The 22,836-nt window shown below is 64.9% G+C and carries 26 protein-coding genes; 15 read left to right on the forward strand and 11 right to left on the reverse strand.

The features are described 5' to 3' along the window. Positions 1-25: 25 nt before the first annotated feature. Positions 26-2,869, reverse strand: coding sequence for a TonB-dependent siderophore receptor (locus K1X11_RS13335; protein WP_221032608.1), 2,844 nt, complete (start codon positions 2,867-2,869; stop codon positions 26-28). Positions 2,870-3,204: 335 nt separating this feature from the next. On the opposite strand from K1X11_RS13335, the gene K1X11_RS13340 reads away from it, so the two are divergent. From K1X11_RS13340 to K1X11_RS13355, 4 genes are all read left to right on the forward strand, one after another. Next, positions 3,205-3,684: a hypothetical protein gene (locus K1X11_RS13340; protein WP_221032609.1), complete on the forward strand. Its 480-nt coding sequence runs from the start codon at positions 3,205-3,207 to the stop codon at positions 3,682-3,684. 18 nt (positions 3,685-3,702) lie between these two features. Continuing rightward, on the forward strand, positions 3,703-4,188 hold the full coding sequence (locus K1X11_RS13345) for a hypothetical protein (RefSeq protein ID WP_221032610.1): 486 nt from the start codon (positions 3,703-3,705) through the stop codon (positions 4,186-4,188). 77 nt (positions 4,189-4,265) lie between these two features. Further along, entirely contained in the window at positions 4,266-5,654 is a 1,389-nt protein-coding gene (locus tag K1X11_RS13350; protein WP_221032611.1) for a hypothetical protein, read from the forward strand. Next, the gene (locus K1X11_RS13355; RefSeq protein ID WP_221032612.1) at positions 5,647-6,789 is read left to right on the forward strand and encodes a M20 family metallopeptidase; all 1,143 of its coding nucleotides are present in this window, start codon (positions 5,647-5,649) and stop codon (positions 6,787-6,789) included. The genes K1X11_RS13350 and K1X11_RS13355 overlap by 8 nt, the downstream gene beginning before the upstream one ends. 60 nt (positions 6,790-6,849) lie before the next feature. On the opposite strand, the gene K1X11_RS13360 is transcribed toward K1X11_RS13355, so the two are convergent. Continuing rightward, positions 6,850-7,398 (reverse strand): hypothetical protein, encoded by a 549-nt coding sequence (locus K1X11_RS13360; protein WP_324725979.1) that lies wholly within the window; start codon positions 7,396-7,398, stop codon positions 6,850-6,852. A 160-nt stretch (positions 7,399-7,558) separates the two neighbouring features. Here K1X11_RS13360 and K1X11_RS13365 point away from each other — a divergent pair, with 160 nt between their 5' ends. The 5 genes from K1X11_RS13365 (at position 7,559) to K1X11_RS13385 (ending at position 10,402) form a co-directional block, all read left to right on the forward strand. Continuing rightward, positions 7,559-8,158: a hypothetical protein gene (locus K1X11_RS13365; RefSeq protein ID WP_221032614.1), complete on the forward strand. Its 600-nt coding sequence runs from the start codon at positions 7,559-7,561 to the stop codon at positions 8,156-8,158. A 1-nt stretch (position 8,159) separates the two neighbouring features. Continuing rightward, the gene (locus K1X11_RS13370) at positions 8,160-8,468 is read left to right on the forward strand and encodes a transcriptional regulator (protein ID WP_221032615.1); all 309 of its coding nucleotides are present in this window, start codon (positions 8,160-8,162) and stop codon (positions 8,466-8,468) included. 30 nt (positions 8,469-8,498) lie between these two features. Further along, positions 8,499-8,897 (forward strand): hypothetical protein, encoded by a 399-nt coding sequence (locus K1X11_RS13375; RefSeq protein WP_221032616.1) that lies wholly within the window; start codon positions 8,499-8,501, stop codon positions 8,895-8,897. A 68-nt stretch (positions 8,898-8,965) separates the two neighbouring features. Next, complete coding sequence (locus tag K1X11_RS13380; RefSeq protein WP_221032617.1) at positions 8,966-9,826, forward strand: NAD-dependent epimerase/dehydratase family protein; 861 nt, start codon at positions 8,966-8,968, stop codon at positions 9,824-9,826. Positions 9,827-9,874: 48 nt separating this feature from the next. Next, positions 9,875-10,402: a hypothetical protein gene (locus tag K1X11_RS13385; RefSeq protein ID WP_221032618.1), complete on the forward strand. Its 528-nt coding sequence runs from the start codon at positions 9,875-9,877 to the stop codon at positions 10,400-10,402. 14 nt (positions 10,403-10,416) lie between these two features. Here K1X11_RS13385 and K1X11_RS13390 read toward each other — a convergent pair whose 3' ends face one another. Continuing rightward, positions 10,417-11,028, reverse strand: a complete 612-nt coding sequence (locus K1X11_RS13390; protein ID WP_221032619.1) for a TetR/AcrR family transcriptional regulator — start codon at positions 11,026-11,028, stop codon at positions 10,417-10,419. A 126-nt stretch (positions 11,029-11,154) separates the two neighbouring features. Here K1X11_RS13390 and K1X11_RS13395 point away from each other — a divergent pair, with 126 nt between their 5' ends. Beyond that, positions 11,155-11,901 (forward strand): SDR family oxidoreductase, encoded by a 747-nt coding sequence (locus tag K1X11_RS13395; RefSeq protein WP_221032620.1) that lies wholly within the window; start codon positions 11,155-11,157, stop codon positions 11,899-11,901. Positions 11,902-11,981: 80 nt separating this feature from the next. On the opposite strand, the gene K1X11_RS13400 is transcribed toward K1X11_RS13395, so the two are convergent. From K1X11_RS13400 to K1X11_RS13410, 3 genes are all read right to left on the reverse strand, one after another. Beyond that, on the reverse strand, positions 11,982-12,158 hold the full coding sequence (locus K1X11_RS13400; RefSeq protein ID WP_221032621.1) for a hypothetical protein: 177 nt from the start codon (positions 12,156-12,158) through the stop codon (positions 11,982-11,984). 245 nt (positions 12,159-12,403) lie between these two features. Beyond that, entirely contained in the window at positions 12,404-12,790 is a 387-nt protein-coding gene (locus tag K1X11_RS13405) for an SRPBCC family protein (RefSeq protein WP_221032622.1), read from the reverse strand. A 261-nt stretch (positions 12,791-13,051) separates the two neighbouring features. Further along, complete coding sequence (locus K1X11_RS13410) at positions 13,052-14,011, reverse strand: helix-turn-helix transcriptional regulator (protein ID WP_221032623.1); 960 nt, start codon at positions 14,009-14,011, stop codon at positions 13,052-13,054. A gap of 97 nt (positions 14,012-14,108) precedes the next feature. Here K1X11_RS13410 and K1X11_RS13415 point away from each other — a divergent pair, with 97 nt between their 5' ends. Together K1X11_RS13415 and K1X11_RS13420 are read left to right on the forward strand one after the other, a co-directional pair. Beyond that, on the forward strand, positions 14,109-14,564 hold the full coding sequence (locus K1X11_RS13415) for a hypothetical protein (RefSeq protein ID WP_221032624.1): 456 nt from the start codon (positions 14,109-14,111) through the stop codon (positions 14,562-14,564). A 92-nt stretch (positions 14,565-14,656) separates the two neighbouring features. Further along, positions 14,657-15,067: a VOC family protein gene (locus tag K1X11_RS13420; protein WP_221032625.1), complete on the forward strand. Its 411-nt coding sequence runs from the start codon at positions 14,657-14,659 to the stop codon at positions 15,065-15,067. Between the two features lie 21 nt (positions 15,068-15,088). On the opposite strand, the gene K1X11_RS13425 is transcribed toward K1X11_RS13420, so the two are convergent. Together K1X11_RS13425 and K1X11_RS13430 are read right to left on the reverse strand one after the other, a co-directional pair. Then, entirely contained in the window at positions 15,089-16,666 is a 1,578-nt protein-coding gene (locus K1X11_RS13425) for a hypothetical protein (RefSeq protein WP_221032626.1), read from the reverse strand. 47 nt (positions 16,667-16,713) lie between these two features. Further along, a complete protein-coding gene (locus K1X11_RS13430) occupies positions 16,714-17,217 on the reverse strand; it encodes a hypothetical protein (protein ID WP_221032627.1) in 504 nt (167 codons plus the stop codon). Between the two features lie 175 nt (positions 17,218-17,392). On the opposite strand from K1X11_RS13430, the gene K1X11_RS13435 reads away from it, so the two are divergent. The 3 genes from K1X11_RS13435 to K1X11_RS13445 all read left to right on the forward strand — a co-directional run bounded on the left by K1X11_RS13435 (position 17,393) and on the right by K1X11_RS13445 (position 19,964). Further along, entirely contained in the window at positions 17,393-18,079 is a 687-nt protein-coding gene (locus K1X11_RS13435; protein ID WP_221032628.1) for a YoaK family protein, read from the forward strand. A gap of 69 nt (positions 18,080-18,148) precedes the next feature. Then, entirely contained in the window at positions 18,149-18,454 is a 306-nt protein-coding gene (locus tag K1X11_RS13440; RefSeq protein WP_221032629.1) for a DUF3817 domain-containing protein, read from the forward strand. Position 18,455: 1 nt separating this feature from the next. Next, a complete protein-coding gene (locus K1X11_RS13445) occupies positions 18,456-19,964 on the forward strand; it encodes an ArnT family glycosyltransferase (protein WP_221032630.1) in 1,509 nt (502 codons plus the stop codon). A 99-nt stretch (positions 19,965-20,063) separates the two neighbouring features. Here the strand turns inward: K1X11_RS13445 and K1X11_RS13450 are convergent, their stop codons facing one another. From K1X11_RS13450 to K1X11_RS13460, 3 genes are read right to left on the reverse strand one after another with little or no spacing between them, the layout of a single operon-like run. Then, positions 20,064-20,744 (reverse strand): anti-sigma factor, encoded by a 681-nt coding sequence (locus K1X11_RS13450; RefSeq protein WP_221032631.1) that lies wholly within the window; start codon positions 20,742-20,744, stop codon positions 20,064-20,066. Further along, positions 20,741-21,331, reverse strand: coding sequence for an RNA polymerase sigma factor (locus tag K1X11_RS13455; RefSeq protein ID WP_221032632.1), 591 nt, complete (start codon positions 21,329-21,331; stop codon positions 20,741-20,743). Before K1X11_RS13455 ends, K1X11_RS13450 begins: the two co-directional genes overlap by 4 nt. A gap of 2 nt (positions 21,332-21,333) precedes the next feature. Continuing rightward, positions 21,334-22,776, reverse strand: a complete 1,443-nt coding sequence (locus K1X11_RS13460; protein WP_221032633.1) for a hypothetical protein — start codon at positions 22,774-22,776, stop codon at positions 21,334-21,336. Between the last annotated feature and the right edge of the window lie 60 nt (positions 22,777-22,836).

Consider the following 22,836-nt stretch of genomic DNA (forward strand, 5'->3'; position numbering starts at 1 on the left):
CTTACCTAAAACGCGTTGGCTAAACTCAGAACCGGTAGCCGAACTCCACGCGACCGGACATGCCCGGAGCGTAGATGAGGCCGTAGAGGTCTTCGTCGTTGAGCAGGTTGTTGATGTTCAACTGGACGTAGGCCTCGCGGTTGTTGAGGTCGAAGTCGTAGCGGGCCATGAGGTCGAGGTTCAGGCGGGACTTGTGCTTGAGCACGATGAGGTTGCCGTTGCCGTCGGTCTGCTTCTGGCCGGCGACGGTGATGCCGGAGAAGTATTCACGCTCGGATTCCCACTGGCCACCGAGGCCGATGGTGAGACCGGCGAGGGGTCCTTCGTCGAAGCTGTAGTTGGCCCAGCTGCTGACGGCGTGCTCGGGGGTGTCGTCGCGCGACTCGCCCGCGCCCCAGCCGATACCGGTCCAGGTGGAGGTGTCGTTGGGATCGGTGTAAACCTCGTCGAGCGAGTAGCCGGTGAGGCCCCAGTTGCCATCGGGGAAGAACCAGACGGCCCAGCGGTTATCCGGATGCGGATACTCGATGAAGCGACCGGGGTTGGTGATCTCGCGCTCGACGTGGGCGTAGGACACGAGGAACTGGAAGTTGTCGGTCGGGGTGAAGAGGAGCTGAGCGTCCCAGCCCTTGGACTCGTCTTCCTGCTGCACGTAAGCCTGCCAGCCACCGGCGTTGCCGATGTCGTTGAAGCTGTTGTTGGTGTGCGCGTCCTCGGTGTAGAGCCAGCCCGCCCAACCCGGGTGGGTGGTCTTGGTGAGGTTGAAGACCTGATCGAGGTAAGCGGCGCCGGTCGCCTCGGAGGCGTTCACATACCAGCTGGTGGTGCCGTTGACTTCATATTGGTAGATCGAACCCGCGGCGACACCGGCATCCCATTGGGCGATGGCGGCATCGGCGGCACCGTTGCCACCGTTGGAACCACCCGGAGCGGAGGCCGGGCTGAAGTTGCCGACATTGTAGATGATCGGACGGGATTCATCGAAGTTGCCCTTGAGGGTCGGCATCCACCACTGACCGAACGGGACGCCCTTACGCTCGATGGTGAACGCACTCACGGTGCCGGAGATCTTGCCGTCGAGGAAGTCGACCTTGAGACCGATTTCTTCGCTCTCAGCTTTGACCGGACCCAGCGGGTCGCCCGCGGCGTCGCGCAGACCGTCGAAGTTGGGCTGCAGACCTTCGGACTTGAGGGCGTAGACGCTCAACTGCGGGAGGACGCGGAGGGTGACGCCGTATTGGGCGGTGTCTTCCTTCTGCACCGGACGGCGGGTCGAGGTGCTGTCCTGGGTCGGATAGAAGGTGTCCTGTTCGACCCCGAAGTCGTTGCGGTCGCGACGCACGCCACCGACGAAGGAGAGACGGCCGTCGAGCCACTTGCCTTGATAGACCGCGTAGTCGCCGGTGTTACGACCGGTGGAGTCGACGTGGTTGATGCGCACCATGTCGACATCGGCGCTGCCGTCACCCTGAGTGCCGAAGCGGATGTAGGAGGTGTCGGTCGGGCTCTTGTAGTTGAAGAACGTATCCTTGGTGCGGGTGAGGCGGGTGAGGCGCTCGGCCTTTTCGTAGGAACGGCCGACGAGCACGCTGCTCTCGAGACCGAGCCACTTGCTGTCCTCAAAGAGATCGAACTGGTAGTTGAGTTCCACGCGGGCCTGCTCGCGCTCGGCCAACTCGTAGTTGTCGGTCCAGTTGTATTTGAAGATCGTGTTGGGCGTCTCGGTTTCGATGAACTCGCTGGAACCGTTGGCCGAATCGATCGGCACCACGCGGATGGTGTCGCGCAGCGCCACCGGACCGATGTTCTGCTCCATGGCGCCGTTGACGTCGCGGCCTTCGAAGATGACCGAGGAGGTATTGTAACCGGCGAGAAGGTTCAGGTTGTCGGTGATCTGCTGGGTGAGTTGCAGGCGCAGGTTAAACTGCTCGGACTCACGGAAGGTGTCCGGACCGGACCAGCGGAAGGTGCGCGGGTCCTTGCCGTCGAACTGCACGAAACCAGAGCTCTGCAGGCGGTCGGCCTGGTCAACGCCGTTGATGTCGGAACGGGCGCGCACGGAGAGGAAACCAACGCCGGTCTCTTCGCGTTGGCCGTATTCAAGATCCACCAACACGTCGGTCTTCTCGAACGGCTTGAAGCTCACGCTCGGCGAAATGAAGACGTGGTTTTCGTCGTAGAGCTCGGTGTAGTTGCCGGTCTTCTGTGCGGCACCGGTGACGCGGTAGGCGGCTTCCCACTTGTCGCCCAAGGGACCGGTCGTATCGAAGGTGCCGCGAATGAAACCGTCGGTGCCGATGGCGGCGGCGAGAGTGGTCTCCGCTTCGAGCGACGGGAGCTTCGGCAGGTAGTTCACGATACCACCAAAGTTGCCGATACCGTAGAGCAAGGCAGCCGGACCACGCACGACCTCGATACGGCCGATGTTGATCGAGTCGGTCGCGCTCTGGCGGCGGAAACCATCACGCAGCACAACGTCGGTCACATAACCGCGCAGCTTGATCGTGGTCTGGTTTTTGTCGGCGGTAACGCTCTCAGGATTGTTGACGCCACCCGGACCGTAGAAGGCGTTCACGCCCTGGGTGTTTTGCGACTGCAGCACGACGCCTGCGCTGTAACGCAGACTCTCGCGCAGGTCCGTCGCACCCACGTCCTTGAGGAAGTCTTCCGTGATGACCTCGATGGGCATCGGGATTTCCTTGATGGCCGTGCTGATGCGGGAACCGGAAATGGAATTGGTCGCACGATAGCCCTTGTCGGCAGTCGTATCGACGGTGAAGGGGGAAAGCTCGACGATGTCCTCTTCGGTCTCATCGGTCGGCGAGGTAACAGGGGTCTGCTGCGCGTGGAGCGCAGGGAGTAGGAACAAGCCAGCCCAGGCTAGCGCCCGGCGGCAATTGGGTGGTTGGGTCATTTTGGGTGTAGGGTTTTGGCAAACGCGATATTCAGCGCAGGGGAATGCCGTTGTGTTGCATAGATGTGCACTAAGAACTCTCCGTCAATGCAATTCTATGCACATTCAATGCAACCTTTCATTTTGCCGAACGAAACAGCAGCGCAAAAAACTGCCGGGGATGGTGCCGCTCGAGGGTTATCCCTCCGAACCGTCGGACTCCCCAGCGCGACCCGTGAACCGTTAACCCACCTCGGCATTTGCCGCCACGAGCCCCACCAACACCTTTGCGCCAACACCTCCTCCTCTGCATGACCATTTTCCGCTCCTTCTGCCTCCTTTCCCTCGTCTCGACCGCGTTGTTGTCGACCGGCTGCGAAACCGCCGCCCCCACCACCGCGTCGACCACGCAGGTGTCTCCGGCGGCCGCTGCAGCCGCGGCCAATGACTTCCCCCGCGAGTCGATGAAGCAACTGCGCATCGGCATGCAGAAGGAAGCCGTGATCCAACTCGTGGGCAAGCCGACCGACATTTCCCAAAAGGACGGCGAAGCCGGCCCGCTGGAAGTCTGGACCTATATCAACACCCTCGCCCCGCGCTACCGCGAGGTGGCCGTCGAAATGGATGAGACCTCCTACGTCGACCCCATCACCGGCATCGAACGCACCGTCCTCGACCCGCGCCAACAGATGGAGCGCATCGAACGCCGCGAGTATTTTGAGCTCACCTTCGACGCCAGTAACAGCCTCGTTGATCTCAACTACGACCTCGTCCGATCCAGCGAGATCTGACGTCCGCCCCCCACTCTCATGCTCTCGCCCCGTCGCGCCGCCTGCCTCACGAGTTCACTTCTCCTGTGGGCCGGAGCACTCGCTGGGTGCGCGAGCACGGACCAAAGCGCCGGCCCCATCCGCGCCGCCGACACCTCCGCCGTCGGCCACGACAGCCCCGCCCGCATTCAACGCGCCGCAATGCTGCGCGTCGGCATGCACCAACCGCAGGTGCTGGAATGGTTGGGTGAACCCCAGCATCGCGAGCCGGCCACCAACGCCACCGGCATGCGCGAAACCTGGGTCTACACCATTCGCCACGCCCCCTCCTACAAAACCATCGTCGCGGAGATGGAGGAGGTCCCCTACGTCGATCCCTTCACCGGCGAATTGAAGATGCTCGAGGAGCCCGTGCTCAACCAGCAGCGTATCCAAATACTGGAGACCATCACCCTCATCTTCCGCGGACCACGCATGATCGACCTCAGCCGCGAGACCGAAACCCGGTCCACGTTCCGCGACTGACCGGCCCCGGACCGCCCGGCATAACAACGTTGTGCCGCCGGTCGCATCCCGCCAAGGTGCGCCGGATCGACCGCGGCATGCCCCACCGCCCCACCCCAGTCATCCTCGCCCCCGGCACCCTGCCGCCCACGTGGGAACGGCCCGGTATTTTTGTGGCCAACCTCCTGAGCCTCTTCTTCGGCAACGAGGCCCAAACCGAAGCCCTGCGTCAAACCGTCGGACGCCTCGAATCCTACGGCGGCCGCCTCCTCCCCATCATGGGCCTGCTCTATCGCGGCGCGCACCCCAACATCGTCGTGCTCGAACAAGCGCCCCAGCAGGCCCTCCTCAATTACTTCGCCGACACCCTCGCGCTCGACCTGCCGCAGACCCACGTGCTCCCGCACGACGACCTCGCCGCGCTCGCCACCGCCGGTGCCGACCTGCGCGACGCGCCCGCCACCGTCGACGCGCTGCTGCCCCACCTGCAGGCCGCCCCCGACGCCTGGCTCGATGGTTTCGTCACCGATCCCGCGCTGCTCGCGCTCGCCACCCGCGCCGGCCACCAAACCCTCAATCAACCCACCGCCAGTTTCGCCGGTAACAACAAACACCTGCTGCACGACTTTCTCGTCGCGACCGAGCTGCCCGTCTTCACCACTCAACTCGTGCCCGAGCTCGCCGCTCTGCCCGCCGCGCTGCGCCAACTCGCCGCCGCCGGCTTCGCCCGCGCCGCCCTCAAGTCCCCCATCGGCGCCTCCGGCATCGGCCTGTGGACCTACGCCACCGACGATCCCGCGCCCGCCCCACCCGCCTACGCTTTCGCCCACGGCCCTTGCCTGCTCCAAGGTTGGGTCGACGCGTCCATCGACACCACCATCACCGCCACGCGCTCCCCCAGCGCCCAGCTCCTCGTGCGCCCCGAGGCGGTGCACGTCTACGACCTCACCGATCAGATCCTCAGCGCCGACAGCATTCACCAAGGCAACGCCGCGCCCCCGCCTTGGCTGACCGACTCCGCCGAAGCCCGCGGTGAACTTCTCCGCCAAGCCTCCCTCGTTGGCCGTTGGTTGCATCGGCAGGACTACCGCGGCACCGCCAGTATCGACTTTCATGTTACAGAACACGCCGACGGCTCTCACGTCATTCGCGTCTGTGAGGTCAACGCCCGCGTGACCGGCGCGACCTACCCCGCGCTGCTCGCCCGCCACTTCAACCCCACCGGCGCCTGGCTCATGCGCAACGTGCGCTTCGACCCCGCGCCGCCCGCCGCGACCATCCTGCAGCGCCTCCGCGAGGCGGACCTGCTTTACCAACCCGGCGCGACCGCCGGCCTCCTCCCCATCAACTTCAACCCTGCCCCCGACGATCACGGCATCGCCAAGGGACAGTTCCTTTGTCTGGCCCCAGATCTCCCCGCCGCCACCCAACTCCTCGAAGCCCTGCCGCAACATCTGCCCGTGGCCGATTCCTTTGACCGTGACTGACCCCGATCCCAAGTCCCTCGAGCGCCTGCGCAACCGCCTCGTCGCGCTCACCCGCGATCTCGTGCTCATGCCCAGCACCGAACACGACCACGCCGCCCGCCGCCAATGCTACGAGTTCGTGCGCAACCACGTGGAAGGCTTCCCCGGCATCACCATCCAGGACCACCTCGACGGCGGCGTCGCGTCCCTCGTCATTCTGCCGGAGACGGAACCCCGCCCCGACATCCTGCTCGTGGCCCATCTCGACGTCGTCGCCCATGCCGACTCCCGCGTCTATCGCACGGTCCTCCAGGACGGCCGTATCATCGGCCCCGGCGCCGGCGACATGAAAGGCGCGCTCGCCATCCTCATGGTGCTCTTCCGTCGCTTCCACCGCGCCCATCCCGGCGTGAGTCTCGGGCTCGCCGTCACCACCGACGAAGAAACCGGCGGCGAACACGGCGTCGGCCACCTCGTGCGCGAACGCGGTCTGCGCTGCAACCTCGCCATCGTGCCCGACGGCGGCGCGCTCAACCACATCACCATCGAGGAAAAAGGCATCCTGCACCTGCGCGTCGAAGCCAACGGCCAGACCGCGCACGCCGCCCGCCCCTGGCTGGGCGACAATCCCATCCCCCGACTCCTCGCCGGCCTACAACGCGTCGAAACCCACTTCGCCGCCCTTGCCCGCACCGATCACCATTGGCACCCCACCTGCGCCGTCACCCGCATCGGCACCGAAAACCGCACCGTCAACCGGCTCCCCGCCGAAGCCCACGCCTGCCTCGACGTGCGTTTCACGCCACCCGACACCGCCGATACAATGCTTACGACGCTGCGCCAGTTGCTCGGTCCAGACCTTACCCTGCGCACGCTCATCGCCGCCGAGCCCACCCACCTGTCACCCGATCCGCGCTTCGCCGAAATCACCACCGCCATCACCGGCCAAGCCACCCAATTCGTGCGCGAATCCGGCGGCAGCGACGCGCGCTTTTTCCACCCCCACGGCATCCCGGTTCTGCTCTCCCGTCCGACCGTCGGCAACCTGCACGCCCCCGACGAATGGATCGATATCGACTCCATGGTGAGCTACTACCGCATCTGCGAAACCTACCTCGCCGAACGTTTCGGCGTCGAGCTGCCGGCCGAACCCTGACGCTGCAGGTGGACGCGGACGTCCCCGGCCGCGTCTTCCCGTCTGCCTCTCCACCCTCGCCTACTCCACGCCGGCCGACAGCAGCACCATCGACATCTTCTCATCACCGTCGACCGCCTGCACCATCTTCACCGGCGGGCCCGGCAGATCCTGTGCAAACCAGAAGCGCGACACCGCCGTCTTTTCGCCCACGTCACTCGGGATGTTGCGCGTCACCGTGTAGAGCCAACACGTAAACGTGCCCATCGGCACCGTCACCTCCACCTCCTCGACCGTGGTCAACTCCGCCGGAAACGAGGCGTGCGCCTGCAACTCACGCCACGTCGCCTCACCCGTCTTGGCTTCACCCAGCATGTCACCGGCTTCATTCGTATTGTAGTAACGAAACGCGGCGACCGCTTCGCCGTCCTCCGCCGCCACAAATGTGTTCACCGTCACGGTAGTCGGCTGCCCCTCCACCCGCACCACATGCCGCGTGGTGTAACCCTCCGGCGACGCCTCCCGGATCTGCGCCGCGCTGAACGGCGTGGGCAGGTGATCCGGCTGCAGACGATGCGTCTCCGGCGGCAAGGCCGCCACCGCCGCATAAGCCATCGTCATGAGAATCATCAGGAACCGGACACCGCACCGTTTCATGACGACGAAACCCTCCGCAAAGCTTTGGCAGCGCCAACCCCAAATCGCCTTCAAACCGGTCCGTCCCGCACTTTGTCCCAAGCCTGCGACTATTTGGTTTACATCATAAACCTTTAGGTTCATGCCATAAACCATGACCACGTCCTCTTCCCTCGAATCAGGTCTCTTCGCCTCGTTTTGGGACGACGGTTTGCTCGACCTGCTCCTCGGCTGCGCGGTGCTCACCACCGGCCTCGGCTGGGTGGCCTGGGGGCCGCTCGCCATCCTGCACGTGCCGATTTGGATTACGCTCTGGGCTCCGCTGCGACGCACCTTCGTCGAGCCCCATGCGGGCTACGTGCGATTCTCCCAGTCCCGCCGAGAACGCAACGCCCACTACCTCGCCTTTTCCCTTACCCTCGGCATCGGCGCCCTCGCCTTGATGGGTCTGGCTGCCCTGCGCCTCGCGGCGGGACCCACCGCCCCCACGGTATCCGGCCCGCTTTGGATTGCCGGCCTGCCCGCCTTCCTCATCGCCTTGGGCATCTTGGGCGGCAGCCTGCTCACCCACTCCCGCCGCCTGTTGCTCTACACGCTCTGGCTGACGCTCTGTGCCATCGGCGTGGCTCTCCTACGCGGCGAACCCTCAATCTCGCTGCTCGTCGGCGGCGGCGGACTCCTGCTCGGGGCCATCTTGCAATGGCGGCACTTCCGCCACGCCTCCCGCGAGTTCGAGCAGACCTCCTCCTCCTGAAATGCCTCCCGAGTCGAACCCTCCTCAAATCGACGCGCTTATCCACGAGCCCGCCCGCCTCCGCGTGCTGGCCCTGCTCGCGAGCGTGGAGGAGGCCGACTTCATGTTCATCCTACGCTCCACCGGACTCAGCCGCGGCAACCTTTCGGTGCAAATGACCAAGCTCGAAAACGCCGGCCTTGTGACCCTCAACCGTCGTCTCGACGGCAGCCGTGCCCGCACCTGCTACCGTCTGTCCACCGCCGGCACCGACGCCCTGCGCACCTACAAAAAAACCGTGCGGCAGTTACTCGACGCCCTGCCCGATTGAGCCCTGCTCGCCCCCCTACCCCTGATCGTCATGAAAGCCCCCCGCTCCTATGTGCTCAACGGCGGCCTGGCCTCCGTCGTATTGTTCTACGCCTTCCGACTCAGCCACGGCGACCGCGGTCCGGTCGACTGGATCGTGCTCACCCTCATCTCCCTCGCCGTGCTCTGGAATATCTTCAAAGCGGGCCAACGCCTTCACCGTGGCGGTGGGCGCAAAGCCCTCTGGCACCTCCAACGCACCCTGCTGTTTTGGGTTGTGGGTCTGATGAACACCCTGCCCGAACTCAGCCGCGCTTCCCCCACCTGGCGACTGCCGGTCGGTGGCGCGCTGCTGCTGATCGCTCTGGCTGACTCCATCTGGCTCCATCACCGCGAACGCACGCTGATCGCCACCACCACAACCTCCGTGCCCGAAACCCCTCCGCGCTGAACGGTCAGCCCCGGCTGTGACGCCACGCTTTGCGCCCAACCGGCGGCTGCGCTACGTCCCTCTCTCTTATGAAACGCGTCCTCGTCACCGGTGGCGCCGGCAAAGCCGGCCACTGGATCATCAAACACTTCCTCGAACACGGCTACCAGGTCACCAACGTCGACACCCGCCCCCCCGCGCCCGAGCTCGACTGCCACCACCTCACCGCCGACCTCACCGACCTCGGTCAGACCATCGACGCCCTCGGCCCGCACAGCACCGGCAACCGCGCCCCCTACGACGGCGTGGTGCACATGGCCGCCATTCCGCGCCCACAGATGCACGCCAACCAGGAGGTTTGGCGCATCAACACCAACACCACCTACAACGTGCTCGAAGCCTGCGGTCTGCTCGGCATCAAAAAGGCCGTCATCGCCTCCTCCGAGTCCTCCTACGGCATCTGCTTCGCCAACGCGTTTTTTGAGCCCGACTACCTGCCCATCGACGAGGCCCACCCGCAGTATCCAGAAGATACCTACGGCCTGACCAAGGTCGTCAACGAAGCCACCGCCGACATGTTTCACCGCCGCGACGGCACCCAGATCCTCTCCTTCCGCATCGGCAACGTCGTCTGTCCCGAAGATTACGCCGGCATCAAAGCCCGCGCCGCCGAGCACCCCGAGGACCGCCTGCGCATCCTCTGGTCCTACATCGACAGCCGCGATCTCGGCCAGGCCTGCCGCCTCGGCATCGAGAAGGACGGTCTCGGCAGCCAACCCATCATCATCGCCGCCGAGGACACCTCCTCCCCGCTGCCTTCCCGCGACCTGATGCAGCGCTTCTGCCCTGGAGTCACCGACCTGCGTCGCGACTACACCGACCGCGAGGCCTTCATTTCCAATCAGCGCCTCAAAGACCTGCTCGGTTGGCAGCAGGAGCACTGGTTCTAGGAACAACGGTCGAGGTTCACAGTCCAACCGGTTCAGCCCCCCTCGCCTATGAAGACACTTACCCCGCTCCTCGTTGCTTCGGCGCTCTGCTTTTTCGCCGGCTGCTCCTCGACTTCGTTCCGCGCCCAATCGACCGCCAACCTGCCCGCCGGTGCTTCGCGTTTGGTGGTTAACCAAAACGGAGCCCCGGTCTCGACGCGGATCATCAATGTCGAATCGGCCGTCGGCGCGGTCTCCTACCTACCGCATCAGGTCGACCTCCCCGCCGGCTCCCACAACCTGATGTTCGCTTTGAGCGGCGACAGCGCGGGCGGAAGTATCACGCTCCCCATCGAAGCCGAAGCCGGCCGCCTCTACCGCGTGCGCACGATCCAGGACGGGCTCGGTTTCCGCGTCCGAATCTGGGACGAAACCGAAGGCCGGAACCACCGCACCCTCGTGACCGAAGTCAACACCACCAGCCGCAGCACCCTCGCCGGTGACCCGGGATTGGTGGAGGATCGCTCCGAAGCCAGCCGCGACAGCTACCGTCTGCCGGATATCAATACCAACCCGCTGATCTATCGCGGCCAGTAGCAGTCACGGTCTGTTCAGTTCTGCGCCACCGCCTCCGTCTGCCACGGGCCGACGAGGCTTTCGTAGGCCGTCATCGCAACGGTGCGCAGGTGGTCGGCATCCGTCCCGGCGCGCGTCACCACCCGCAAACCATAGAGTGAGGTCGAGAGGCAACCCGCCAACACCTTGGCATCGGTGGCGGATTTTAGCTCCCCCGCGCTGATCGCCGCCTCCAACTGCGCGCGGATCCACCGCTCGCCGGTGGTCAAACCCTTGTGCAACTCCGCACAGATTTCCGGTTCCTGCGGATCCGCCTCCAAACAGGTATTTACATAAAAACAGCCGCGGGTGCCCTCGGGCCCGAGCGCCTGGTTCACCAGCACCTCGTAAAGCGCCCGCAGTCGGTTCAACGGCGTCACCTCCTGCGGCAACGCATCCCGCAGTCCATTCACCCACTCGCCGTAGTGCGCCAGACACTCCACGAAGAGCCCCTCTTTGTTGCCAAAACGACCATAGAGGCTGCCCGGCTGCAGTCCGGTTACTTTGACCAAGTCAGCCACGGACACCGCCCGATAGCCCTTCTCCCAGAAGAGGGTCATCGCCTTACAGAGGACGTCCTGGCAGTCGAATTTTGCGGGTCTCGCCATAGCTCAGTCCTCCCAAGGAAGTTTTTTTGAATGTTTATTCAAGAACCGATTGACGATTCCAGAAACCCGCGCCCGTTCTTGAGCGTTCACTCAACAACTAACCTGAACCTTCCTTCATCTCCTCCTATGAGCACCTCCCTCACCTCCACCGTGGCCCTGGTCACCGGCGCCAATCGCGGCATTGGCCGCGCCCTCACCGAAGCCCTGCTGGCTCGCGGTGCGACCAAGGTCTACGCTACGGCGCGCAACGCCGACAGCCTCGCCGACCTGGTCGCCGCCCACCCGAATCGCATCGTGCCCCTCACGCTCGACGTGACCCAGCCCGACCAAGTCGCCGCGATCGCCCGCACCGCCGCCGACGCCACCCTCATCATCAACAACGCCGGCGCCCTCGCCAACCCCGACCTCTTCGCCGCCACTCTCGACGACGCCCGCCAGGAGTTTGAGGTCAACTACTGGGGCACCCTCCACGTGATTCGTGCCTTCGTGCCCCAGCTCAAAGCCCACGGCTCAGGCGTGATCGTGAACCTCTCCAGCGTCGCCGGCCTCACCAGCTTCCCGATGTATCCGACCTACAGCGACTCCAAGGCCGCCGTGCACTCCCTCACCGCCGGCGCCCGCCTCCTGCTTGCCGACGCCGGCATCCGTCTCATCGGCGTGTATCCGGGTCCGGTCGACACCGACATGGCCAAGGACATCGAAATGCCCAAGGAGACGCCCGAGACCGTCGCCGCCACCATCCTCGACGGTATTGAAAACGGCGCCGAGGAGGTCTTCACCGACGAGTTTGCCCGCACCTACCGCGAGCCCTACGAGGCCGGCCAAAAGACCCTCGAAAAACGCATCGCCGCCATGATGCAACCTGCCGCCTAAAACCCGCTCCCGCCGAAAACCAAACGCCCGCGTGCCGAAAGGACGCGGGCGTTTTGATTACAAATCCGGAGAGGGCCAACTCAGGGCACCGACTTACGATTCTCGCGCCGCCGCGCCCGAGCCTCTCGCTCGCGCTTACGATCCAAAATCATCGGATCGTGCTGCCGTTTGATCGCCCAGGTGATCAGTCCCATCACCACGAGCGCCGGCAGAATGATGAAGGCGGCCAGCCTTAATATTTCCGGGGTATTGTTCACGTGAACGTTACCCAAGCTCCCCCCACCGTTCCAGCAACTCTACAATGGATGTTTAAGTAATATTACTAGCGCTTTACGTAAGGACACTGAGGTCCATTCCTAAGCCCATCTAGCCCCGTAATTTGCAGCATAGTCGCCCCTAATACTTAAGCCCCCTGGATATTTATAGAAAACCAGCCGCCTGTTATTGAACCGGTTTGTAACAAAACTGTTTCAAACCGAGATAACCAGCCCGCCATCCGCCTTCAGGCCAGCAACAGCGCTCCCCTCACCTCCTCCGGCAACATGGCCAGCTGGCGGCGCAACGCCCGGTTCATTCGCAACCGCACCTCCACGCTCAGCGACCGCGGATCTTCCAGCGACACTGTCACCAACGACGACGTCGGACCCGTCTCGCTCACTCGCAGCGGCACACGCCACGGCGCGTGCGCTGTCCCCTCGCCCACCCAGAGCTCGATCAAGCCCATGCGGGAGTCGGCCTCAAAGCGCAGACCATCCCCGGCCACCCCCTCGGCGTTCCACTCTCCCGCGCACGCTTCTGTCCAGCGCACCAGGTTCTCCCGGTTGGCCAGAAAATCGAATACCTCCGCCTTCGCCAGCGGCACCTCCACAGCTTCCGTGAATCGTTTCATGCCGGCACTCTAGCCGCCCCGGGTGACAACCCTCTGTCAGCAGCCCGTCAGCCCCGGCCGACTCAACGTCGATTCACCGGAAACAGACAACCGCAGCCCTTGCCGCAACAGTCCCTGCGCCGCCAACACACGTAGCGCCGCGCCCACCACCACAGCGCCGCCAGCGCGACGCCACTCGTCGCACCGATCACCAGCAAAATTCCGAGGCCACTGCTCATCCCTCCATGCAACGCCCCGGCCCGCGCCTGGCAAGCGACCCGGTCATTCCTGTCCCTCGCGCATCACACCATGATGCCGCGCCAGCGCCGCGATCTCGCGCCGCACCGCCTCCTGCAGTTCGACCGGCGCGATGACCCGCGCCTGTTCGCCAAACGGCAACAGCCACCGCGCGATCCACGACTCGCTCCACACCAGCGCCGTGATTTCCCAACCGCCCACCTGCTTCACCGCCTGCTGCACACTGGTGCCCAACTCCCGCCGCGCCCGATCGGCGGCAAAACCATCCGCAAACCACAACTGCACCCGCCGCGTCATCTCTTCGTCAAAGGCCGCCTTCAAGTGTTGCTCCAAATCAAAGTGCGGCCGCAGCGGCACCCGCTCCGCCACCAGCTCCATCGCCACCACCCGATCCAGCCGGAAGCTCCGCATCGCCTTCCGCAACCGGCACCACGCCACCAGATACCAGTGGAAATCATACAACACCACCCCCAGTGGCTCGACGTCCCGCTGTGAACGCACCGCCTGCGCCGTCGTGTAGTCCAGACGCAAGACCCGCTGCTCACTCACCGCCCGCGCACACGGCACCAGATTCTCTGTGCCCGGCACCGCCGCTCCCGCACCAAACACCGTCGCCGCCTTCGCCAGGCGCACGATCTCCTCGCGCCCTTGCGGCGACAAAATGGACCGGATCTTCAACAACGCCCCCGCCGCCGCGTCACCCGATCCCTGCCCCCCAAACTTCGCCAGCAACACCGCGCCCAATGCGAGCGCCTGCGCCTCGTCCGCCGTAAACGCCACCGGCGGCAGGAAATACCCGCGCGGCAACGAATACCCCACCCCCGCCTCGGCCACCACCGGGATGCCCGCCTCACTCAGCGCCCCGAGATCCCGATAAACCGTGCGCAGACTCACCTCAAAATGAGCCGCGATCTCCGCGCCCGTCACCACCCGCCGCGACTGCAGCAACAGGGTGATGGCAAACAGGCGGTCGATTCGATTCACCGGCCCTTCCTGAGCGGCCCCGCCTCGCAGTGCAAAGCCTTTACGTCTCGCCAAGCGCCAACCTTTTGCCCCATAGACGAGCCCCTCTTCGCCCGCCATGTCTTCCGCCGAATCCCAACGCCAACCCGAGCCGTCCTCGCCTCCTCCTCGGATCGATTTTGCGTGGGACGAGACCCACCAGGTGTTTATCGCCACGTGGCACGGCAGCATGGACGACGCCACGCTGATCGAGAGCTTCGAGCGCTACTACAGCGCCCCCGATTACGATCCCGCCTGCCTCGAACTGGCCGACCTGCGCGCGATCACCGGCAACCGCCTCACCACCGAGGGCATCCGCCGCATGGCCTTCCTCGCCAAACGCTTCGGCCGCTGCGGCCCGACCGCCATCGTGACGACCGACGACCTCTCCTTCGGCCTGGGCCGCATGTATAACGTCTTCGGCCCCGACAGCGCCGAACGCTTCCAAATCTTCCGCGCCGTGCCCCCCGCCCTCGAATGGCTGGGCCTGCCCCCCGACGCCCTGCCGCAACTCCGCCGGAGTTCCGCCGCCTGAGTCCCGCCCCGCGGCGCCTCGACTCGACTGGCCCCGCCCCATCCTTGCTTCGCCGGCACCGCCCGCTCAGCCTCGCGGCCATCATGCCGCCCATGCCACCGCTTCGCGTGCTCGAGACCTGCATCTACGCCGAGGACCTCGACGCCGCTCATCACTTTTACACCGAGGTGCTCGGTCTGCGCACCCACTCCCGCGCCGAAGGCCGCCACAACTTCTACCACTGCGGCGACGGCATGGTGCTCGTCTTCCACCCCGGCGCCACCAACGAGTGCCATGCCGACGGCATTCCCTGCCACGGCAGCCACGGTGCCGAACACATCTGCTGGGCCGTTGAGCGTGACCAGATCGACGCCTGGCGCGCCCGCCTCGTCGCCGCCGGCGTCGCCATCGAACACGAGCACACCTGGCCCAACGGCGCCCATTCCGTCTACTTCCGCGACCCCGCGGGCAACAGCCTCGAGTTCGCCACGCCCCGCCTCTGGGAAAACGACCCAGAGGACTGAGTCGCCGCCGATCCACCGGTCCTACAGCTTCAGCCCGAAGCTCAACTTGAGCATATCGACTTCGTCGTCGACCACGTTGGCCGCGCCATAGTCGTAGCTCAGGATGAACGAAAGATCCGGTCGGAGCTTATATTCCAGATCGACCTCCAGGAAATCCGTCGTCGAAGGATCCCCCCACAAGGCGGTGAGATAAGTATAGTTCACCGCCAACAGAATACGTTCCCATTCCTTGCCAGCCGGCCGGATCTTCACCCCCAGCGTCCCGCCGAAACGCATCGAGTCACTCTGCTTGGCGAGTTTCTCGTCGGTGCCAGCCCGCATCACGTCCCGAAACTGTCCGCGAGCCGTCAGGTCCCACTGGATCGCCCACATGCTGCCCAGCGGCTGAAAAGAACCCAGCCGGATATCGTCCACGATAGGTCGCCAACTGAAGTCTGCCGTCAGGAGCTCCGCCCGCTTCAACCGATCCACGCTGTAAGTCATTGAAAACAATCCCTCCGCCGCGCTGATCACATTCCGACGACTCGTCCCCGGCTGGTCATAATTCACCCACAATGCGCCGACGCCCAAGCGAAACGTCGCCAGATCGATATCGTCGTTCCCGCCCGACACCCGCTGGTATTCCAGCGAGGGGAACGCCACCAACGCCCGCGGCGAACCGATGGCACCCACCCAAGCCGGAGTCGGCTTACCCTTCTCCGCGTTTTCATCGAACAACGCGCCTGGAAACAGCAGCGCCATCTCCAAACCGAGGGTGCCGCTGTCCTGCTTTTTGTAATCACGCGAGTAGCTGATTTCCGCCGCGTCATCGTTATACACATCTCCCCCCAACCATTCGCTGATCTTCAACTCCCCGTTCTTGCGCAGAATGATCTGACGTTGGCCTCCTTTCCGCCGACCGATCTCCACAAACATGTCCTTAGCGACGAAGGCGTCGTAGACTTCCTCCACCGTCCAGTCTCCCTCCTTCACCTCGGATTCGTCCTTCTTCGCACGGGCCACACGTTCTCGGCTCATCTGCTCCTGCAACTCCGTGCGCAAGACGCTGACAACCCCCTTCCCGTTGCCTTCCGGGTCTTGGCTAAACAGGTCCAGACCCGCAGCCGCTCCCGTTCCCACGAGCAACACATTCCGGCGCTTCTTGTCCGCCGCCAAGTCGGGCAGACTCAACTTGCCGTCGGAATCCAAATCCGTGAGCAGGAACGGCGCTTCCTGCAACGCGAACAACAAACGCGTCAACGCTTCCTCATCGTAGCTCACCCCGCCGTTGGCGTAGCGCCGCAACAGCGCATCGTTTCTCGGCGCATTGACCACCGAGTGATGCTCGACCTCCGTCTCGTAGCGAGGAAGCACGACCTCCGCCACCAGGGCCTCCAGATCCGCCTCCGGCAGATCACTCATCAGCCTCTTCACTGCTTCCTTCTGCTCCACCGATGCAGCCGCATCACGCTTCGCATCTGCGAAGACCTTCGCCCCAGCCTGCACAAACTGAAAAAACTCCGCCTCGGAAACCTTGCCGTCCCCGTCCGTATCCATCGGCGGCAAACGGTCCTCATTGATCTCTGCAGTCTGGGCCCAAACCATCGTCGCCCACGCCACGTATCCAAAAATCACGCACAGTTGCTTCATCGGATTTCCTTTCCAGTTTAAGCCTCTTTGTCGTTCACCAGATCGCGCACCAACGACCAGTAGTCGCCCACCTTGGTGAAGCCGGCGGTCTCACCCTCGAAGAGCCGAATCCCCTCCGGCTCGAACGCCCAACTCACTTTGATCGCCAACCCCAGGTTGTAGTTGCCGATCTCCGCCAGCGTAGTCTCCAGCTTGATCTTGGGGATCGGCACCAGTCCCCCGGCGCCCAACGCGGTCCGCAGGCGCAACCACGGACTCGGGTTGGTCAAAATCTTGATATCGTGCGCCTCACTCGCAGCCGCGCAGTCCGCCAACGTATTCGACAACGTTTCCAGAGTTGTGATCGGGATATACGCCCCGGCCTGATCGAGCCGACGGATCCAATGCCCGTGCGCGCCGGTGGAAAATCCCAGCGCCCTGAGCGTCTCCGAGGGTTGGACCGGACGTCCGATCGCTTGGGAAAACTCGGCGACGATCGTCGCCAATAACTCTGGATTAACCAATCTCTTCAACTGGGTCATGATAGGGGTGGGGTGGAGGGTGAATGAAAGCAGGTCGAAAAAGCGGCGCTAACTCCGCTTGAAACCCCCGTATGATACGACAGGACTCTCGTTTTTAGGCGGGAAATTCGGCCAAACTACCGGCCAGACTTCCCGTTGAAGCACGACTTGTTCCCACCATGACCGTTCAACACCCATGCAACATCTGAATCCCCGCCTGGTCCTCCTCGGCGGTTGCATCCTCGCCTTCGGCGCTTCGGTGGTGAACGTGACCTTCATCCTCCAAGCCGGCACCTCCGTGAGCCATCTCACCGGCGACCTCTCCCGCATCGGTCGAGACGTCGCCAACGAGTCCGGCGCCTTCAACACCGACCTGCTGCGCGTAACCGCCGCCACCCTCGGCTTCATCCTCGGTGCCGCCACCTCCGGCTTTCTCATTCACCATCCGCAGCTGGAGATCGCCCGCCCCTACGGCCGCACCTTATCGAGCATGGGCCTGCTGCTCCTACTCTCCGCCTACCTGCGCGCCGATCACCTCGTCGCCGCCATCGCCATCGCGGGCTTCACCTGCGGCATGCAAAACGCCCTCGCCTCACGCTACCGCGGTGTCGTCCTGCGCACCACCCACGTCACCGGCATACTCACCGATCTCGGCATCACCCTGGGCATGAAACTGCGCGGTCACGCCATCGAACGTTGGAAACTCGAGATCCCCTTTCTGCTCGCCGTCTCCTTCTTCACCGGAGCGGTCTGCGGCAGCGTGCTCAACCTCACCACCGAGCTCCCCGTGCTCCTGCTCTGCGGCATCGCCTACATCCTCGGCGGACTCGGCGTCACCATCACCAAACGCCTCCCCTCCCGAAAATCGGCCACCCCCGCTTGATCCCCCGCCCCACCCCACCAAGCTCCGCCGTCACCAATCCAAAATCGAGAATCCAAAATCGAAAATCCCATGTCTCTTTCCACCCCCCTGGGTCGCGTCCGCCTCCTCAGCCTCATCGAAGGCTGGTCCTTTGTCGTCCTGCTCTTCGTCGCCATGCCGCTGAAATACTTCGCCGATCAACCCATGGCCGTGCGCATCGTCGGCATGGCCCACGGCATCCTCTTCCTCGCCCTCATCGCCGCCGCGCTCCAAGCTCAGGTCGAGGAGGACGGCTGGCCGCTCAAACGCACCGCGCTCATCGTGCTCGGCGCCCTCCTGCCCTTCGGTCCCTTTGTCGTGGAAAAACGAATACTCGCCCCGCTCGCCCGCACCTGATGTGAGCACCGCTGCTGCCCCTGCCCCCGCCCGTCAGCCCCGCCCGTGGCTGCTCACCGCGCTCGCGCTGCTGCTCGCTGCCACCGCGCTCTGGACCGTCAGCACCTACACCTCACCCTACGCCAGCAACGCCGACGCCTCCGGCTACCTGCATCACGCCCGGCTGCTCGCCGCCGACGCTCCGCAGATCCCGCTCGAACCCATCGTGCCCCTCGAGCCGCCGCGCTGGCGCCCGATCCTGCAACAACCCCTCGGCTTCGCCGTCGCCCCCGACGGCCAACACCTCGTGCCGACCTACCCGGTCGGCTATCCGCTGCACCTTCGCCTCGCCGCCGCCGTCGTCGGATTTGATCGCGCCACGATCCTCACCAACGTCCTCCTCACCGCCGCCGCCGGCCTGCTCCTCGGGCTGCTCGCCCACCGCTGGGGTCTGCCCCCAACCTGGAGTCTGGCCGCGGTCGCACTGTTCTTCGCCAGTCCGCTTTTTCTGCACATCTCCACCCAGCCCATGAGCGACCTCTGCGCCACGGTCTGGGTGCTCGCCGCGCTCGGCTCCGCCCAACGCGGCGTCGATACCGACCGCCTGCGCTGGTTTGCCCTCGCCGGTCTCGCCACCGGCCTCGCGGTGTTGGTGCGACCCACCAACGTCTTCCTCGTCGCACCGCTCATCTGGCTGCTGCGCACCCGCGCTCGCGCCTGGCTCGTCTGGGCGCTCACCGGCATCCCGGCCGCCCTCTTCCTCGCCTGGCATCAACTACGCCTCTACGGCAGTCCCTTCGCCACCGGCTACGGCTCGGCCAATGTCCTGCCCTATCTGAGTTTCGCCCACGCCCCCGGTGCCCTGCGCCACTTCGCCCTCGGCCTCGGCCTGCATCTGTCGCCCTGGGTCGCCGCCAGCATCGTCGGCCTGCCCTGGCTGCGCCGACCCGAGCGCGGCTTCTTCATCACGTGGATCGCCGCCTTCGGCGCGTTCTACGCCTGCTACTCCTTCTCCACCGGTGATTGGTGGGGACTCCGCTTTTTGCTCCCGGCCTTCCCCGCCCTGCTCATCAGTGCCCTGCTCATCTGGCGCCGATGGCTGCAGGTGCTGCCCTCATCACGCCTCGCCACCGCCCTCGCCCTCAGCGGACTCATCGGTGCCTTCGTCTGGCAGGGCGTCACGGCCGATCGCCACTACGCCCTCATCATGAAACGCGGCGAGGTCATCTACGCCGAGGCCGCGCAATGGATCAACGACCACACCCCGGCCAACGCCATCGTGCTCGCCAGCCAGGCCAGCGGGGCGATCTGCTACTACACCGGTCGCGACATCGTGCGACCCGAGCTCCTGCGTCCGGCCGACGCCATCCGCCTCCAGCAATACGCCCGCGCCGGCGGCCGCCCGCTCTACGCCGTCGCCTTCGGTGGTGAAGCCGAGTCCTTCCAAGCCAAGCTCGGCCGCAATTGGACCGAACACGCCCGCTACGGCATCATCACCCTCTGGTCCTTCGAAGTCGACGCCCCGGAGTAATCCGGACTGTCGGGCATAAAGCCCGACCCACCTCCCGTGGTGTAGCAGCGGCCGTCTCGGCCGCTCCCTGCTGCCCCTCGGCTTTCCCCTGCTAGTCCCTCAGCTCTTCGCTTCCGTCGCGGCGTTGCGGCCACTCAGGCTCACGTCGCTCGGCAGGAAACTCCGCTCGAGGAAACGCAGCGCCGCCGACGTGTCCGATCTCAGGGCCTGCAACTCCGCACTCAATCCGTCCTTCGGCGCTTCCGCGGGCACCGTCGTCGGCGCGCTGAACACGCGGTCTTTGAACGACGCCACACTGGCGGTGAGCTGCTGCATGTCTTCCGGCGAAAACTCGACGTCGGCGGCCGCCACATTCTGATCCGGCGTATCCGAGCTTCCGATACCGGTCCACAACACCGTGGCCAGCGCGACCGCGGCCGCCGCACCGAGGATCGCCGGCAGCCGGCGTTGCCAGGCCGGAGCGCGGCGCACCCGCGCCTGCTCCCGCACGATCGGTCGCACCGCCGCGAAGATGCGATCTTCCATGCCCAGCGGCACCTCCACCTCAGCCATGGCCGCGGCCTGTTCGCGTGCTTCGCGCCGCAGCCCGGTCTCCAACTCGCGCAACGCAGTGAAGTGTTGGGCGCAGTCGGGGCAGCGTTCGACGTGACGCGCCGCCCAGCCGGACGCCGGCACCGGCGCGTCGTCTTCGCGCCATGCGCTCCACGCCCGCACGAGGCGGCAGCTCAGCGGCGCTGGAGTGGAGGAGGAGCGATCGGAGGAGGGGGCGTGGTGATTCATAGGAAGGATTCCTTGGCGGCCAGCAGACGCTGACGCGCACGAAAGATGAGGGTTTTGATGCCGGGCACCGTCTGGCCGGTGGCGGCCGCCGTTTCGGCGGTGGAGAGTTCTTCACCGAAGCGCAGCCAGAGCGCTTCGTATTCGCGGCCATTGAGGACGCGGCGGGCTTTCGCCCACAGGTTGTCGACCCGCTCGTGCAGATCGGCCTCGCGACGCGGTCCATCAGCGCCGTCGCCGAGGGTTTCCTCGGGCAACTCCACCCATTGTTTCTGACCGCGGAAGTGATTGAGCGCCGTGCGGCGCGCGATGGTAAAGAGCCAGTTGATCAGCGGGCGATCCGGATCAACTTTGTGCAGGGCGCGAAACGCTTTCACGAACGTGTCCTGGGTGATGTCCTCGGCGTCCTGGACCTGACCGGTCATGCGGACGACGTAGTTGTAAATCGGGCGGTTGAAGAGGCGCACCAGCTCACGCGCGGCCGACTCGCTGCCCGCTTGGGCTTCACGCACGAGTTCCGCTTCGGGAGGAGGGGCTGTATCGGTGTCTTGCATACCGCGGGCGGCCGGACTGGACGCGGCGGAGAACATGGTCAGGAGGTCGGCGCCACCACGCTGAGGGCGAAGGGCGAGATGCCGTCGATTTCGTCGATGTAGCAGACCCGCACGCGGTAGGAGCCGGCCGGACCGTGGAACATGAGCTGGGCGGTGCCGCGACCACCTTCGAGGCGAACGAGCTCGCCACCGGAGGCGCTGTCGCGCTCCTCGATGCGGTAGCGGCGCAGGCGCATGAACTCGGCCTCGTAGCGGATGGCGTCACCACCGTCGACCGGCAGGAGCTCGATGTAATCCACCCGGGCGAGCTCGCCCTCGTGCTGCTCACCGGTGACGATCAAGCGGGCGCCGGCAGCGAGGTCCACCGGATCGGAGGTGATGAAGGCGTATTCCGTTTCCGCTTCACCCTCGCTGTTGCGCAGACCAGAGCCGGTCCAGTGGAGCAGGGCTTCGCCTTCGACTTCGAGTTTCACTTCAGAGGGCGCGGGCTCGCCGGCGGCGACCTGCTCCTTATTTTCCTCGTAGACCTGCGGACGCATCACGGTCTCTTCGAACATCTGCACCAGGCGGGCCGTCGGGTAGGCCAGGCGGAGCGAGACGCGGGTATCATCACGCTGGATACGCACGGAGTTGAGGAAGGCAGTCAGGTCTGCATCGTCCGACTCGGCGAGGGACAACATGGCGGTGAGACCGTTGAGAATTTTGACCAGGCGCTCGGCCACGGAGTTGTCGGCCGCCTGCAGCGTCGCCTGGGCGACCAGGTCCTCGCCGCTTTCGCCGAGCGTGACCGCGGCGGATTTGGTCATCTGCAAGACGCGGGCCTGCGGGGTGTTCTCGCCGCCGCCGATGGCCTCGGACGGCACCAGAGACGCCGCATAGATGTAGAAGGGTTGGTTGCCCGGCAGCAGCTCGGTGAGGGCATGCTTGCCGCTGGCGATCGACTTGCCCTGGCCGCGATAGAGCGAAAGCGCTTCGGTGAGTTTATCGGGGGAACGCCCCACCAGGATGATGGGCTCTTCCGGGAAACCGACGACGATCTCGCCGTGCATCTGGTAAGCTTCGATCGGCAGGCCGGTGAGCTCCACCGCCTCGTCCGGATTGGAGAGTGTGGCGTGAGCCATCAGGCCTTCCGCGATCTTGCGCAGATCGGCGGTGCCTTCGATGACCAGCGCGCCGGTCATGTCGGCTTCCTGACCAGGGACAATTTGCAGGCTGCCGAAGCCCGTGATGGAGCCGATGGCGTCGATGATTTTGCCGATGTCCGGCCGCACCGGGCTCTCGGCGGCAAACTCTTCAGCCATGGGCACGCGGGCGATAAGTTGCTGGCCCAGCTCGGTTTCACGCAACGCGGCAAAGTCGGCATAGACGACCCATTTGGAGTCGGCCGGGACGCGGCTCGGATCGAACTCCGCCTTCGCCACGGGAGCCAGAGTGGCACCAACAGCGAGGGTGGCCAGGGTAAGGAGGTGACGGTGTTTCATGATCGTTTGGAAAGGGTTGATTGAGTGATCTACCCCTTATTCACCCTGATACGGGCGGGG

Source organism: Actomonas aquatica (genome assembly GCF_019679435.2).
GTDB classification, from domain to species: Bacteria; Verrucomicrobiota; Verrucomicrobiia; order Opitutales; family Opitutaceae; genus Actomonas; species Actomonas aquatica.